At 70.7% G+C, this 13,987-nt stretch carries 14 protein-coding genes; 1 reads left to right on the top strand and 13 read right to left on the bottom strand.

The window, feature by feature from the left end; all coding sequences use genetic code 11:
* Positions 1-63: 63 nt before the first annotated feature.
* From AB0F18_RS14760 to AB0F18_RS14785, 6 genes are all read right to left on the bottom strand, one after another.
* The gene (locus tag AB0F18_RS14760) at positions 64-1,116 is read right to left on the bottom strand and encodes a hypothetical protein (RefSeq protein WP_362059554.1); all 1,053 of its coding nucleotides are present in this window, start codon (positions 1,114-1,116) and stop codon (positions 64-66) included.
* Positions 1,117-1,628: 512 nt separating this feature from the next.
* Positions 1,629-2,003: a hypothetical protein gene (locus AB0F18_RS14765; protein WP_362059557.1), complete on the bottom strand. Its 375-nt coding sequence runs from the start codon at positions 2,001-2,003 to the stop codon at positions 1,629-1,631.
* 229 nt (positions 2,004-2,232) lie between these two features.
* Positions 2,233-2,652: a hypothetical protein gene (locus tag AB0F18_RS14770; RefSeq protein WP_362059560.1), complete on the bottom strand. Its 420-nt coding sequence runs from the start codon at positions 2,650-2,652 to the stop codon at positions 2,233-2,235.
* Positions 2,653-3,254: 602 nt separating this feature from the next.
* The gene (locus AB0F18_RS14775; protein WP_362059562.1) at positions 3,255-4,193 is read right to left on the bottom strand and encodes an NADP-dependent oxidoreductase; all 939 of its coding nucleotides are present in this window, start codon (positions 4,191-4,193) and stop codon (positions 3,255-3,257) included.
* Positions 4,194-4,298: 105 nt separating this feature from the next.
* Positions 4,299-5,498 carry an FAD-dependent oxidoreductase gene (locus AB0F18_RS14780; RefSeq protein WP_362059565.1) on the bottom strand — a complete coding sequence of 400 codons (1,200 nt, stop codon included), beginning with the start codon at positions 5,496-5,498 and terminating at the stop codon, positions 4,299-4,301.
* Positions 5,499-6,060: 562 nt separating this feature from the next.
* On the bottom strand, positions 6,061-6,996 hold the full coding sequence (locus AB0F18_RS14785) for a helix-turn-helix domain-containing protein (RefSeq protein WP_362059568.1): 936 nt from the start codon (positions 6,994-6,996) through the stop codon (positions 6,061-6,063).
* 127 nt (positions 6,997-7,123) lie between these two features.
* Between AB0F18_RS14785 and AB0F18_RS14790 the strand changes: the two genes are divergently transcribed.
* Positions 7,124-8,161 carry a saccharopine dehydrogenase NADP-binding domain-containing protein gene (locus AB0F18_RS14790; protein ID WP_362059571.1) on the top strand — a complete coding sequence of 346 codons (1,038 nt, stop codon included), beginning with the start codon at positions 7,124-7,126 and terminating at the stop codon, positions 8,159-8,161.
* A 57-nt stretch (positions 8,162-8,218) separates the two neighbouring features.
* Here AB0F18_RS14790 and AB0F18_RS14795 read toward each other — a convergent pair whose 3' ends face one another.
* From AB0F18_RS14795 to AB0F18_RS14825, 7 genes are all read right to left on the bottom strand, one after another.
* The gene (locus AB0F18_RS14795) at positions 8,219-8,440 is read right to left on the bottom strand and encodes a helix-turn-helix transcriptional regulator (protein WP_362059574.1); all 222 of its coding nucleotides are present in this window, start codon (positions 8,438-8,440) and stop codon (positions 8,219-8,221) included.
* Complete coding sequence (locus AB0F18_RS14800) at positions 8,440-8,904, bottom strand: DUF2975 domain-containing protein (RefSeq protein ID WP_362059577.1); 465 nt, start codon at positions 8,902-8,904, stop codon at positions 8,440-8,442. Before AB0F18_RS14800 ends, AB0F18_RS14795 begins: the two co-directional genes overlap by 1 nt.
* A gap of 169 nt (positions 8,905-9,073) precedes the next feature.
* Positions 9,074-9,583: a RidA family protein gene (locus tag AB0F18_RS14805; RefSeq protein WP_362059580.1), complete on the bottom strand. Its 510-nt coding sequence runs from the start codon at positions 9,581-9,583 to the stop codon at positions 9,074-9,076.
* A gap of 94 nt (positions 9,584-9,677) precedes the next feature.
* Positions 9,678-10,679, bottom strand: coding sequence for a glutathione S-transferase C-terminal domain-containing protein (locus AB0F18_RS14810; RefSeq protein ID WP_362059583.1), 1,002 nt, complete (start codon positions 10,677-10,679; stop codon positions 9,678-9,680).
* Between the two features lie 121 nt (positions 10,680-10,800).
* Positions 10,801-11,955, bottom strand: coding sequence for an oxygenase MpaB family protein (locus AB0F18_RS14815; RefSeq protein ID WP_362059586.1), 1,155 nt, complete (start codon positions 11,953-11,955; stop codon positions 10,801-10,803).
* Positions 11,956-12,130: 175 nt separating this feature from the next.
* Positions 12,131-12,781, bottom strand: a complete 651-nt coding sequence (locus AB0F18_RS14820; protein ID WP_362059589.1) for a CE1759 family FMN reductase — start codon at positions 12,779-12,781, stop codon at positions 12,131-12,133.
* The gene (locus AB0F18_RS14825; protein ID WP_362059592.1) at positions 12,778-13,878 is read right to left on the bottom strand and encodes an LLM class flavin-dependent oxidoreductase; all 1,101 of its coding nucleotides are present in this window, start codon (positions 13,876-13,878) and stop codon (positions 12,778-12,780) included. Before AB0F18_RS14825 ends, AB0F18_RS14820 begins: the two co-directional genes overlap by 4 nt.
* Positions 13,879-13,987 lie beyond the last annotated feature (109 nt).

Genomic DNA, 13,987 nt, shown 5'->3' on the forward strand with positions numbered 1-13,987 from the left:
CCGCTACGAACGCAAAGCCGACCACTTCCTCGCCTTCACCAGCATCGCCTGCACCCTCATCTGCTACCGAAGACTGGCCAAATGAGATGACGTCTTAGTAGGGCCCGCCGTCGCGGACTGCGACCGGGCCGCCGCCGTACTCACCTTCCCCGGCGGATGACGCAGGACGCTGCTCGTCGCGTGAAGCAGCCGCGAGCCGACCAGCGACTCCCGGCCCTGCCCCCACGAGCTGTCCTTCGCGAGCCCCGCCAGATGCTCCTTCACCGGCTTCCCCGCGTCGTCCATCGCCGCCATCCGCGCGGCCACCAAGGGCCACTGCTTATGGGCGAACATCAAGTCGACCTCACGCTCACGTCCAGGCAGTGCCTCCCGCACCATCCTCATGAACCGCTCGTGCTCCCCCGTCCCGATCGAAAGCTGCCGAAGCGCCCTGGCCCGATCGGCCAGGTCGATGTCCGGTGGAAGGTCCAGCCCTTGTGTCAGCGGCCCGTAGGACAGCAGCGCGTCCCGGCTCGTCGCCGGCGCCTCGCCGGCCGCAATCACCTTCGCGACCGCCTGGTCAACGCCGAGACCTGCATCGTGTGCCGAAGCCAGAAGCCGCCGTACATCGACACCGCGCTCGTCCAGCTTCGCCATCGTCGCCGAGATATCGGGCCACCCAGGCGAGGACATCGCCTCACGCACCGGCCCAGCAGGCAGGGTCTCACGAAGCATCCGCTCCCACTCCCCCGTCCCCTCAGCCGCCACCTTGGCCTCGTTCTCAGCCACCTGGTCCCGCACGGTCACCGCGATCTCACCAACCTGCGGCAGCAGCTGCTCCAGGTCCACCCCGGCACGCTTAAGCGCCATCAGCTGCTGCGCCACCTGCGGCCAGTCCGCACCATCCAGCAACGCAGCGGAGATGTCTGACGGGAGAAGATCCTTGAGCTCCGCCTTGGCATCATCCTTCGCCTGCTCGGCGGGCGGCAGCTCCTCCTCGACACCCTTCTTCCGCCGCTGCTGCTGCCGCCGCACGGCGTCGGCGATGGCCATGATCAGACGCACCGACATCACCGCGGTCTGCACCGCCTCGCCCGCCGCCTCGGCGAACGGCTCTCCCTGAGCGGGTGTTGCCATTCCTGCTTCTCCCCTCATTAGCGGGTCCCCCTCGGACCCTTGCGCTGCTCGTCGCCCGGTGGCCTGCGCTTCGCCGCAGATGCTGCCGTCTTACGGGTAGGTCCGGTGTTCTTCCCCGTGCCGCCCCCAGCCGTCGACGACGGGCTCAATCCGGAGACGGCCGCAGCCGCGCCGCGTTGCTTCCGCCATCCGTCCAGTCGCCATGAAAGCACTTCGGCGACCCACTCCGCTGAGGCCAACTCCCGGCGTCGGGCTACCGTTGCCAGCACATCGCAGGGGTCTTCACCCGCTCGCTCGACCTCGACGAGACGGGCCCGCAGCGCCGGCCATGCCGGGTCGGCCAGTACGGCCCGAGCGTGCTCAGGTACGGCCTCCTGGACCACTCCGGCCATCAGCCGATCCCCGGGGGGGGTGCTGCCTTCCGCTGCCCGCTCGAAGAGCGCCCGGGGGCGCGTTTGGGTCGAGGCCGGTAATCGCGGGCCGCAGCCGCGCCAGCAGTAACCTCGACAGCTTCACGCAGGAGTCGACCTGCTCTCCCGGATGCCTCGGCCTGGGCGCGATGCTCTTGTGCGTCGTGCCAGAGCCAGCAGGAAGCCGAGTGCTGCGACCGTGTCGTTGTGCCCGATGGCCGCAGCGGACTGGGTGAGGAGCTGGTTCGACTCGCGGTAGAGCTTGCGTGCCTGGCCCTCCATTGCACGGTCTCCAGGCGCACGGGATGCCCGTTCGAACTCGTATGCCGCGTCCTTGATCTGGCCGCGTACGAGCCGGGGAGAAACGAGGGCCGCGACCACGATCAGGTCACCGAGTGCGGCCACGCCTCCGGCTCCCTGGCGGAGTCCCTCGGCGCCGAGTTGAGCGGCGGCTGTGCGTACCTTGTCCTCGGCCACGCGCCACATCTCCGCCGACCCAACGCGTGGAGTCTCCACGGGTGAGTTCCAACGCTCACGTACTCGGGGAAGGGACAGGTCCGGTGCGAGTCGGGCGCCGGGAAACCACACGGGCGTCTGTTCGCCGTCACGGTCGCCCGGCATCGCCACCGAGTACCCCGTGATGTTCCCGTCGGGTGCGATGCGCTGCTTGATGCGGACCCCAGCAGTGCTCAGTCGTGTGAAGAAGTCAGTGTCGCTCGTGGCGGCCGCGGCGGCTTCTCGGACTGCGCGTTGCCGTCTCCCGTACCGGCTCGTCCAGCCCTCGGCGTGCGGCCTTCTCCTTCTCGCCTGTCTTCGCCCACTTCCTGGCTGTCCCGTCCTCGTGCGTCAGTCGGCGCAGTCCGAATTCGACCTCGAAGCCTCGCGCGCGGGCCTGCATCTTCACGACGTCCCAGCTGATGTCCGGCTGTCGTCCGTCCTCGCGGGCCGGGGTAGCGACGATGTGGATGTGGTCGTCGGCGTGACGTACTGCGAACCAGCGGCATGCGTTCGCGTCTCCGTGTTCGGCGATGCCGGCGGCATGCATCATCTCCGCCGCGACGCGCGCCCATTCTTCGTCCGACAGGAGTCGGTCCTCGGGCGGATTGCGGACCGCGACGTGATACACGTGCTTGAGCGGCTTCGCACCCCGCAGTGCGTAGACGGGCGCCCTTCTGCACATCGGACCCGACGCCGTCATCCGGCTCACCGGACTTCGAGACCCCTGCCTGCGGATCAGCAGCCTCCGCCCCCGGCTCCTCAAGCAGGTCCTCTACCGCGACCAGGACGGCACCCTGATCCGCCGGGCCGGCGTCATGGCCGTCGTTGTGACCACCGGCCACGTCGCGCCCGGCATGGCCATCCGCGCGGAGATCCCACCCCCGCCCCATATCGCCCTCCCACCCGTGTGACACCGCAGCAGGGGCATCGGGGCGGACCGGGCACCCGGCATCGCCCCGCGCGCCGCGGCCGTACTGGTCCCGGCGGCGAACCGGCTGAGGTTCTGGCGGATCCAGGGACTGACCCTGGCCGGGTGGCCGGACGACGAGATCGAGGCCCTGTGGAAGCCGGAGGCCGGTCACGTGTACGGCCCGCTCACCGCGGGCGTCGATGGGTTCCCTGGCGGCGCCGGCGCCTCAAGCGGCTGGCCACGCGTGTGCGTCGCCCGCGCCCGGTAGGCCCGTACGGCCGGAGCCGGATGCGCACCCTCGGCCGTGGGCCGCGCGAATCCTAGGGAACCAGAACGATCTTGCCCCGGACCCGGCCGGTCTCGCTGAGATCGTGGGCCTTTGCCGCCTCGGTGAGCGGGAGGGTCTCGGAGATGGTGGGACGGATGCCGTGGTCGTCGATCAGTGCGGCGAAGTCGGTCAGTACGGCAGGGGTCGGCTTGAGGAAGAACTCCACGAAGCGCAGGCCCAGTTCGGCGGCGCGGGTGGTGACCTCGGTGCGGTCGACGCCGACTCCGACCACGTCGACCAGGATGCCGCCCGGCTTGAGCGTGGCGAGGGAGCGCGGCCCGTAGTCGTGGCTGATGGTGTCCAGTACGGCGTTGACGTCGCGGAGCGCGCCGAAGTCCGCCACCGTGTAGTCGATCAGCTCGTCGGCGCCGAGGTCCCGCAGGTACGGGTGCTTGGCGGCGCTCGCCGTGCCGATGACGTACGCGCCCCGGGCCTTGGCGATCTGGACGGCGAGGTGGCCGACGCCGCCGGCCGCGCCGTGGATCAGCACCCGGTCGCCGGGCCCCACGTCCGCGAGGGTGATCAGGGCCTGGTAGGCGGTGAAGCCCGAGATGGGCAGGGCCGCGGCGCCGACGTGGTCGAGGGTGCGGGGCTTGGGGGCGATCCGGTCCTCGGGGACGACGACGTGGTCGGCGTGGCTGCCGTGCGGCGGCACGGTCCAGCCGTACACCTCTTCGCCCTCCGCGAAGCGGTCCACGCCCTCGCCGAGCCGTTCCACGGTGCCGCTGAACTCGTGGCCGAGGACGTAGGGCGGTGGCCCGAAGAAGTCCACCTTGCCGACTCGGACCTTCCAGTCCGCCGGGTTCATGCCCGTGGCCCGTACCCGGACCAGCACCTCGCCGGGGCCGGGCACAGGGAGGGGTATCTCGGCCAGTTCCAGCACGTCGGAGCCGCCGATGCTCCGCTGGATGATCACACGCGTCGTCGTCATGAAGATCATCTTTGCATCGGGAGTTGTTAGTTGAACAGTAAATTTGAGCCGGCCCGGCCCCGTCACCGCGGTGGACGGCCTGCGGGAGTTGTCGGCGAGGTGTCGTCAGCCGCGGGCGGCGGCGGACAGAGCCGGGGCGGCGGCCAGGCGGTGCTTGCGCTTGGGCAGGCCGAACGTCGGGTGCGAGGTGGTCCACAGCGACATCCTGACGATGCCCGCCTTGATCCGCGCGGCCTTCCGGCCGCCCACGAACTTCGGCTTCGCGCGCGCTTCGTGGTCGACCATCTGCAGGATCCCGTCCCGCCGCCCGAGGCTGATGTGGTTGCCGTAGTACTCCAGCTTGGTGTTCGCGATCTTGGCGCCGGTCAGACGTGCCACGATCGCGTTCGTGGCCTGCAAGGCGGTGAAGCCGGCCGAGGCGCAGGACATCGGCAGCGGGCGGCCGTTGTCGCCGATGGCGTAGGCGCTGTCACCGGCGGCGTAGACGTTCGGGTGCGAGAGCGAGCGCATGGTGCGGTCGACCACGATGCGGCCGTCCTCGGTGACCGCAAGGCCGCCGGCGGCGGCGATGGGGCCGGCCGCGAACCCGGCCGTCCACACGGTCGCGTCGCAGGCCAGGGCGGTGCCGTCGGCGCACAGCACCCGCGTGGCTTCGACGGCCTCGACGCTGGTGTGCTCCAGTACGGTGATGCCCAGCCGGTCGCAGGCCCGGCGCAGGTGGCCGCGGGCTCCGGCGGAGAGCGCGGCGCCCAGCTCGCCGCGGGCGACGAGCGCCACCGACAGGCCCGGTCGGGATTCGGCGATCTCGGTGGCGGTCTCGATGCCGGTCAAACCGTCACCCACGACCAGGACGCTTCCGCCTCCGTCCCGCCCGGCCAGGCTGTCCAGGCGCTCGCGCAGGCGCAGGGCCGAGGGCCGGCCGGCGACGTCGAAGGCGTGCTCGGCCACGCCGGGGACGCCGCCGTGGGAGGCGTGGCTGCCGAGGGCGTAGAGAAGCGTGTCGTAGCCGAGCTCCCGGCCACTGCTGTCGGCGTCGGCCAGGGTGACGACCTGGCGCTCGGGGTCGACGGCGGTGACGCGGGCCAGGCGCACCCGTACCCCCGTGCCCGCGAAGACGTCGGTGAGCTGTGGAGCCTCGATCTCCTGGCCGGCCGCGAACTGGTGCAGCCGCAGCCGCTGGACGAAGTCCGGCTCGGCGTTGACCACGGTGATCTCGGTGTCCGCCGGGGACAGCCGGCGGGCCGAGGTCCCGGCCACGTAGGCCCCGGCATAGCCGGCGCCGAGGACGACGATGCGGTGCTTCATGCGATGCTCCTGTCGATGCGCTCGCTCCCGGAGACCCGAGCGGAACAGCGTCCCGGTTCCTGACGGATACCGGCTTCTGCGTAGCCGCCGCCGACCATGGCCACGCCGGTGTAATGGGGCATACGGGCTCTCCCTTGTCGTGCGGGGTGTCTTGGGTTCCTGCGTTCTCGGGTGTCGGGCACAAGACACCGGCGGCCCGATCCCTGTGACAGGCGCGAGCGCGTGACCTGCGCCACAGACGTCGAGGCCCGGGTGGACGCCCTGATCCGGACGCTGCTGAAGCACTCGCCGCAGTCGCCGGCACTGGGCCGCCGGCTGGTCCGGCTGACCGTCGATCCGCCGGCCCTGACGATCGTCGTCGGCTGGGAGGCCCAGATCGCCCTGCGAGACGTCCGCGGCCTTGACCCGCAGACCGCTCGGTCTCTGCGGCTGGCCTGGCCATCGCCAGCTGGGAGCACCGAAAGGGCTGAAGGCCGGGGTCATCACCGTCGTCCAAGGCTGGAAGGGGCGGGCTCGGCCGTTCCTTCGCCGACGCGTCCCAACTCACAGCCGGGACTGGTTTTCACGGGCGGAAAGTGCGGCGGTAGGTGTCGGGTGGGACGCCGACGGTGCGGTGGAAGTGGCGGCGGAGGGTGGTGGCCGTGCCCATGCCGGTGGAGGTGGCGATGGTGTCGACCGTGGCGTCGGTGGTTTCCAGGAGTTCCTGGGCGTGGCGGATGCGCTGGGTGTGGAGCCATTGCAGGGGTGTGGTGCCGGTGAGGTGTTTGAAGTGGCGGGCGAGGTGGCGTGAGCTCATGCGGGCCTGGCGGGCCAGGTCCTCCACGGTGAGGGGCTGGTTCAGTCGTTCCAGCGCCCAGGGGAAGAGTTCTGCCAGGGGGTGGTTGCTGGGGGCGGGGAGGGGGGTGGAGATGAACTGGGCCTGGCCGCCGTCGCGGTGGGGTGGGATGACCAGGCGGCGGGCGATCTTGTTGGCGTTGGCCGAGCCGTGGTCGAGGCGGACGAGGTGCAGGCACAGGTCCATGGCGGCGGCCTTGCCCGCGGAGGTGAGGACGTCGCCGTTGTCGACGTAAAGGACGTCCGGATCGACGGTGGCCGCTGGGTGGCGGCGGGCCAGTTCCCGTGTGTGGGCCCAGTGGGTGGTGGCGCGTTTCCCGTCGAGCAGTCCGGCCGCGCCCAGGACGAAGGCGCCCGTGCACAGGGAGGCGACGCGGGCGCCGGCCGCGTGGGCGGCGCGCACCGCCTCGGTCAGTTCGGCGGGTGGTTCGCGGTCCGTGTCGGCCCAGCCGGGCACGATCACCGTGTCCGCGTGCGCGAGGTGGTCGAGCCCGTGGTCGGGTTCGAGGCGGAAGCGGTCGACGCGGACCGGGCCGTTCCCGCAGAGGGAGAAGTCGTACCAGGGGTCCACGATGTGGGTCAGGTCGGATCCGAAGACCTCGATGGCCACGGACAGTTCGTAGTGGAGCATGCCGTCGGTGACGGCGACCGCAACGGTGGGCATGTCTGAAACTGTACGTGCCATGTCGTTTCCGACGCTCGTGCGGGGTGTGGGCAGGGGGCCAGGATGTGGGTGTCAGGCCGCGGCGGATCGACAGCGCGGCGGCATTCGAGTGCACGGGAGCGGTCTCATGGGGTCAGGTCAGCTGGTGGCGGTGTTCGGCGCGTACGGTCACACGGGGAAGTTCGTGGTCGCGGAGCTGGCCGGGCGCGGGTTCGTCCCGGTGCCGTCCGGGCGCAACGCGCGGGCTGTGCAGGAGCTGGCCGACGGGCTCGGGCTTGAGGCCCGGGTGGCATCGGCCGACGATGCGGACTCGTTGGACCGTGCCCTGGCGGGAACCGTGGCGGTCATCAACTGCGCCGGCCCGTTCGCGGCGACCGCCGGCCCCGTGATCGAAGCCGCGCTCCGTGCGAAGATCCCGTACCTGGACGTGGCCGCCGAACTAGAGGCGAATCTCGACACCTTCGCCCACTACCGCGAGCGGGCCCGGGAAGCGGGAGCGGTGGTCGTCCCGGCCATGGCCTTCTTCGGCGGGCTGGGCGATCTGCTGGTCACCGCGGCGATGGGCGACTGGACCGCGGCCGACGAGGCTCACATCGCCTACGCGCTCAGCAGCTGGCACCCCACTGCCGGGACCCGTCTGTCCGGTGCCGTCTCCCGTGAGCGGCGCGGCGACGTCCGCCTGCGCTACCGCGGCGGACAGTGGGAGCGGCGCGCCGACGCCGCGCCCACTCTGGAGTGGGCCTTCCCGGAGCCGGTGGGGCCCCGGGAAGTGATCGGGGAGTTCACGATGGCGGATGTCGTCACCGTCCCCCATCACCTGCCGATTCCGGACGTGACCACCTATATGACCGCCGAAGCGGTCCGGGACATCGCCGCACCTCAGACTCCGGCTCCGACCGCCACCGACGAGAACGGGCGCTCCGACCAGACCTTCCTGGTCGACGTCGTCGTGCGTTCGGGCGGAGCCGAACGCCGGGCCACGGCCGGCGGCCGGGACATCTACGCCGTCACCGCGCCGCTGGCCGTCGAGGCCCTCGAACGCGTGCTGACCGGCCGCACCAGGGCCGTTGGCGTCGCCTCCGCCGGGGAGATCTTCGACGCACCGGACTTCCTGCACGCACTGGCCCCGCACGTCGTATTCGACCTCCACCCGCAGAGCGCCTGAGGGGGGTACTGCCGCCGCCCGCAGGCGGCAGGGTGGCCAGGAGGCCGTCATCCGGGGTCAGGTGGCCTCGGGGGGGTCGGGTTCGCAGCGGAGGAGGTCGCCCGGTTGGCAGTCGAGTGCTTCGCAGAGGGCGGCGAGGGTGGCGAAGCGGACTGCTTTGGCGCGGCCGTTCTTGAGGACCGCCAGGTTGGCGGGGGTGATCCCCACGCGTTCCGCGAGCTCGCCGACGGACATCTTCCGCCTGGCCAGCATCACGTCGATGTCCACGGCGATCGGCATCAGATCACCTCGTCCAGCTCGGCCTGCATCCGCGTCGCCTGGGCGAGCAGCATCCGCAGCACGAGCACGATGAGTGCGACGCCGAGGATGGCCAGGCCGATCCCGCCCATGATGACGGTGACGCCCGGGTCCTCACGCTGGCCCGGGGCGTTGACGATGGTGACCGCGAACCACAGGACGGCGGCCGCCACGATCGCGCCGATCACGCCGTCCACGTACCGGAAGGCGGCGTGGGAGAACACGGTGCCGCGCCGCACCATCGCCACCAGCCGCCATACGCAGACCAGGGCAACCTGGGCCGCGGTCATGCCCACGATCGTGATCAGGCGCAGCGGGGTCAGCGGGAGCGAACCGTCCTCCGGGTCGGTGAAGAACGCCCACACCATCAACGCCTGCACGAGCACCGTGCCGGCGAGCACCACGGCGAGCACGGCGCGCAGGGCGCCCACTGTCAGTTTTCCCACGACCTGTCCTTCCATCGACTTACGATGTGAATCTATCGAATGTCGATAGGCTGGGCAAGGGGGACTCTGCCCCAGAACGCAGAAGAGCCCGACGCCGCTGGGGCGTCGGGCGGGCGTCGTCGTGACGCGCTGAGCGGCCGCGCGGCTCCTGCCGCGCGGCCCGCTCGGTTCAGGAGCGCGGCTTCACCAGTGCGACGGCCTCGATCTCCACCAGCTGGTCGGGGAAGGCCAGGTCGGAGACGCCGAGGATGGTGTCGGTGGTGCGGTGGTTGCCGACGTACTCCTTGTGGAGCCGTGCGGCCGTGTCGAAGTTCTGGCGCAGGTCCTTGGTGTAGATCTTCATGCTGACGATCTGGCTGCGCGGGATCTTGTAGTGCGCCAGGACCTTGTCCATGTTCTCGAAGGACGTGCGGACCTGCTTCTCGAAGTCGCCGACGCCGACCAGGTTCCCGGCCGCGTCGTGCGACAGCTGGCCCGAGATGTAGACCGTGTCCCCGGCCCGGATGGCCTGCGAGTAGCCGTAGGAGCCCTCCCACGGCACCCCGAACCCGAAGTGGTCCCAGCCTCGGCGTGCCTGGTCCTGCGCGCTGGCCCCCTGCGGACCCACGACTGCGATCATCACGGCCACCAGCGCGGCCACGACGGTGGCGATACCGAACCTGCGTCCTGACTTCGTCATACCCCATGTCCCTTCATCCACAGTGGAGCCGGTGCCATGACACTGGCACCGTGCGGACGAGAACTCCTCGAACGGCGATCGACTCCGGCCGTACTCAGGGGTGAGTGAGGGGCGGGACCGTTTCCTCGGGGGAGGTGGGGGCGGGCGGGGTGCCGTCGCCGAAGGGGCGGCCGCCCAGTGTCGCGCGGTCGTGCGGGGCGAGCCAGCCCGAGGGGTCGGGGCCGGCGGGAACGATCCCGGTCGGGTTGATGTGGCCGTGGACGACGTAGAAGTGCTTCTTGATGTGGTCGAAGTCGACCGTGTCCCCGAAGCCGGGCGTCTGGAACAGGTCCCGGGCGTACGCCCACAGCACCGGCATCTCCGTGAGCTTCTGCCGGTTGCACTTGAAGTGGCCGTGGTAGACGGCGTCGAAGCGGACGAGTGAGGTGAACAGGCGTACGTCCGCTTCGGTGATCGTGTCGCCGACGAGGTAGCGGGAGCGCTCCAGCCGCTCGGAGAGCCGGTCGAGGCGGTTGAAGAGACGCTCGTACGCCTCGGTGTACGCCTCCTGCGACTTGGCGAAGCCGGTCTTGTAGACGCCGTCGTTCACGTCCGTGTAGATCTCCTGGCCGACCGCGTCGATCTCCGGCCGCAGCGCGGCCGGGTACAGGTCCGGGGCGCCGTCGCGGTGGTACGCCGTCCACTCCAGGGAGAGGTCGAGGGTCATCTGCGCGTAGTCGTTGGTGACCACCTTGCCGGTCGGCACGTCCACGATCGCGGGGACGGTGATGCCCCGGTCGTAGTCGGGGTCGCGGGCGAGGAACGCCTCCTGGAGGCGTTCTATCCCGAGCACCGGGTCGCGGCCGCCCGGGTCGAGGTCGAAGGTCCAGCTGCGCTTGTCGTGCGTCGGGCCGGCGACGGCCATGGGCAGGGCCTTCTCCAGTCCGAGGAGCCGGCGGGTGATCACCGCGCGGTGCGCCCAGGGGCAGGCGCGGCTCACCACGAGCCGGTAGCGGCCTGGCTCCACGGGGAAACCGTCGCGTCCGTCGGCGGTGATCCGGGTGGTGATGTAGCGGCTGTCACGGGAGTACCCCTTGGCGGGGCTCACATTGGTCATCCCGGGGCCCTACCCAGGAATCGCCGGGGTGAGCGGCCCCTCCAGCGGAGCTCCGTCGTGTCTCGTTCCGGCCGGAGACGGCGTCGCCCCGCGGGGCGCGGGTTCGCGGGGTGTCGTGGGGTCAGCGGTTGTCGTGGAGTTCCTGGTGCATCTGGGGCTGGTCGTCCTGGTCGTGGGTGAGGGCGAACTTCTGGATCTGGTTGAAGCCCTTGGAGGCGACGCCGACGATCTCCTTGTACGGGTTGACGCCGGTGACCTTCTTCGCTCCCCCGCCCAGCACTCTGCCGCCGATGCCGCTGACCAGGTCGTTTCCGGCTGCCAGGGGCTTGGCGGCCGCGTCGAGGACGCCCCGGGGCAGGCCGGCCATGTCGGCGTACTTGTCGGACAGGGCGTGGCGGACCATCGCGATGAAGGCGTCGTGGGTCGGGCCGGGGTAGAACTGCCGGTAGAAGTCGACGGCCTGCTTGGTCATGAAGACGCCGTCGTCGGTCTTCTTCCACTCCTTGTCGCGTTCCTGGTTCCACAGGGCCGCGACCAGGTCGGGGTCCTTGGGCAGCAGCCACTTGTCGGGGGTGCCGAGGTAGTGGTTGACGTAGTGCCAGGAGCACATGAAGCCCTTGGCGTCGTCCTTGGAGACGTCGATCCCGAGGCGGTCCATGGCCTGGAGGATCTGGGTGGAGAAGACGCAGGCGGCGCCGGTGGTGTACTTCTGCGAGACCGGCTCGCCCCACTTGGCGTAGTCCCATTCGCCGCTCTTCTTGTGGAGCTGGCGCACGGAGGCGTGGACGAGGCGGACCTTGGTGACGTTGGCGGCGAGGGTGCCGTCGCGCAGGGCGTTCTTGTTGCCCATGTCGATGAACAGGCGCGAGGACTGCGACAGGCGCCGGCCGGGGCCGTCGACGCCGCCGAGGCGGCCGGTGGAGCGGAGGGTGAACGCACCGGTCGGGGAGAGGTAGGTGCCGATCAGGCCGACGGTGCCCTGGAGCATGGACACCTCGCCGTGGTGGTGCGCGAAGAAGCCCTCCGCGGCCTTGACGTCCGCTTCCGACCAGTCCGGCGGCGGGGCCGCGGCCTCCTTGAGGAACTCGGCCAGCCTGACGGGCAGGTCCGACATGTCCATTCCGGGCTTGAGGGTGCCGATGGTGCGGAACAGGGCGTTGACCCCGTCGATCTCCTTGTTGTCGATCAAGTCCGATACGAGCTCGTCGGCCTTCGGGTCGCCTACCTTGCTCGCCGCTTCGAGCTCGGCGGCGATCGTCGCGGTCGTCAATGCCACGGGGGACCACTTCCTTACGGGGTGTGGGGGGTGGTGGGGGGCGGCGCTCGGGCCGGTCAGCGGCATGCTGCCGCCGCCCGCCGCGGGTCCAGAACCCCCTGTCGACGCCGGATCGTTTGTTCCTCACTCCAACGGCGCACGGCCCGCGGTCCCGGGCCGGGCCGTGCGCCCGCCACTACTCCGCCCGCAGCGCGGCCAGGCGCTGTTCGAAGGGGATCAGGGTGGAGGCGGCCGCCGGGGTGAGGGAGGTGATCGCGCCGGTGAGGGAGCGGGGGGCGGGGAGCGCGTCCGTGTCCGTAGGGGTGGCGGGGTGGGCTGCGGGGGTCGCGAAGCGGGCCAGTTCGGCGCCCGCGCGGGTGATGCGCCGGTCCAGGCCCTCGTCGCCCCAGTCCTCCGAGGCGGCGTAGACGGCGGTCGGCAGGACGAGGGCGCGCAGGTGGGTGAAGAGGGGGCGCAGGGCGTGTTCGGTGACCAGGGAGTGCCGGGCGGTGCCGCCGGTCGCGCCGAGGAGCACCGGTGTGCCGGTGAGGGCGTCCTTGTCGAGGACGTCGAAGAAGGACTTGAACAGGCCGCTGTACGAGGCCGCGAAGACGGGTGTGACGGCGATCAGGGCGTCCGCGGCCGCCACCGCGTCGAGGGCGGCGGCCAGGCGGGCCGGCGGGAAGCCGGTGACGAGGTGCTGGGCGATCTCCGTGGCCAGGTCCCGCAGTTCGATGACCTCGGGTGCGGCGTCCAGGCGGGTGAGGGCGGCCGCGGTGAGGCGGTCGGCGAGCAGCCGGGTGGAGGAGGGCGAGCTCAGGCCCGCCGATACGACGACGAGCCTCATGCCCGGTTCGCCTCCTCGGCGGTCTCGCGGGCCGCCGCGACGCGGGCCGCGTGGGTGGGTGCGTCCGGTACGCCGGCCGGGCGGAGGTTCGCGAACTCCTTGCGCAGGACGGGTACGACCTCCTCGCCGAGGAGGTCGAGCTGTTCCAGGACGGTCTTCAGGGGCAGGCCGGCGTGGTCGATCAGGAACAGCTGGCGCTGGTAGTCGCCGGCGTAGTCCCGGAAGGAGAGGGTGCGCTCGATGACCTGCTGCGGGGAGCCGACGGTGAGGGGGGTCTGGGAGGTGAACTCCTCCAGGGAGGGGCCGTGGCCGTAGACGGGCGCGTTGTCGAAGTAGGGGCGGAACTCGCGGACGGCGTCCTGGGAGTTGCGGCGCATGAAGACCTGGCCGCCGAGTCCGACGATGGCCTGTTCGGGGGTGCCGTGCCCGTAGTGGGCGTAGCGCTGCCGGTACAGCTCGACCATCTGCCGGGTGTGGGAGGCGGGCCAGAAGATGTTGTTGTGGAAGAAGCCGTCGCCGTAGTAGGCGGCCTGTTCGGCGATCTCGGGCGAGCGGATGGAGCCGTGCCAGACGAAGGGGGCGACGCCGTCGAGGGGGCGGGGGGTGGAGGTGAAGGACTGGAGGGGGGTGCGGAACTTGCCCTTCCAGGTGACGACGTCCTCGTCCCAGAGGCGGCGCAGGAGCGCGTAGTTCTCGATGGCGAGGTCGATGCCGTCGCGGATGTCCTTGCCGAACCAGGGGTAGACGGGTCCGGTGTTGCCGCGGCCCGTCATGAGGTCGACGCGGCCGTCCGCGACGTGCTGGAGCATCGCGAAGTCCTCGGCGATCTTCACCGGGTCGTTGGTGGTGATCAGCGTGGTGGAGGTGGAGAGGATCAGCTTCTCGGTGCGGGCGGCGATGTAGCCGAGCATCGTCGTCGGCGAGGAGGGGACGAACGGCGGGTTGTGGTGCTCGCCGGTGGCGAAGACGTCGAGGCCGACCTCCTCGGCCTTCTGCGCGATGGTGAGCATGGCCTTGATGCGGTCGTGCTCGCCGGGCGCGCGTCCGGTCGTCGGGTCGGTGGTGATGTCGCCGACGGTGAAGATCCCGAACTGCATGGCTCCCCTTCCAAAGTTGTTAAGAATTCAACCATATCCGGGAACGGGGGGTGCGGCCGGGGTATTCCCGCCCGTCGACGGCGGCCCCGCGCGGGGAGCGGCGGTAGGG

It is taken from the genome of Streptomyces sp. NPDC029216 (genome assembly GCF_040648015.1).
GTDB lineage: Bacteria > Actinomycetota > Actinomycetes > Streptomycetales > Streptomycetaceae > Streptomyces.

What these genes read in the sequence shown, in the direction of transcription:
- AB0F18_RS14805 (WP_362059580.1), bottom strand. Translation starts at nt 9,583, where the DNA reads ATGACGAAGTCAGGACGCAGGTTCGGTATCGCCACCGTCGTGGCCGCG.
- AB0F18_RS14810 (WP_362059583.1), bottom strand. Translation starts at nt 10,679, where the DNA reads ATGACCAATGTGAGCCCCGCCAAGGGGTACTCCCGTGACAGCCGCTAC.
- AB0F18_RS14780 (WP_362059565.1), bottom strand. Translation starts at nt 5,498, where the DNA reads ATGAAGCACCGCATCGTCGTCCTCGGCGCCGGCTATGCCGGGGCCTAC.
- AB0F18_RS14825 (WP_362059592.1), bottom strand. Translation starts at nt 13,878, where the DNA reads ATGCAGTTCGGGATCTTCACCGTCGGCGACATCACCACCGACCCGACG.
- AB0F18_RS14760 (WP_362059554.1), bottom strand. Translation starts at nt 1,116, where the DNA reads ATGGCAACACCCGCTCAGGGAGAGCCGTTCGCCGAGGCGGCGGGCGAG.
- AB0F18_RS14795 (WP_362059574.1), bottom strand. Translation starts at nt 8,440, where the DNA reads ATGCCGATCGCCGTGGACATCGACGTGATGCTGGCCAGGCGGAAGATG.
- AB0F18_RS14785 (WP_362059568.1), bottom strand. Translation starts at nt 6,996, where the DNA reads ATGCCCACCGTTGCGGTCGCCGTCACCGACGGCATGCTCCACTACGAA.
- AB0F18_RS14820 (WP_362059589.1), bottom strand. Translation starts at nt 12,781, where the DNA reads ATGAGGCTCGTCGTCGTATCGGCGGGCCTGAGCTCGCCCTCCTCCACC.
- AB0F18_RS14775 (WP_362059562.1), bottom strand. Translation starts at nt 4,193, where the DNA reads ATGACGACGACGCGTGTGATCATCCAGCGGAGCATCGGCGGCTCCGAC.
- AB0F18_RS14790 (WP_362059571.1), top strand. Translation starts at nt 7,124, where the DNA reads ATGGGGTCAGGTCAGCTGGTGGCGGTGTTCGGCGCGTACGGTCACACG.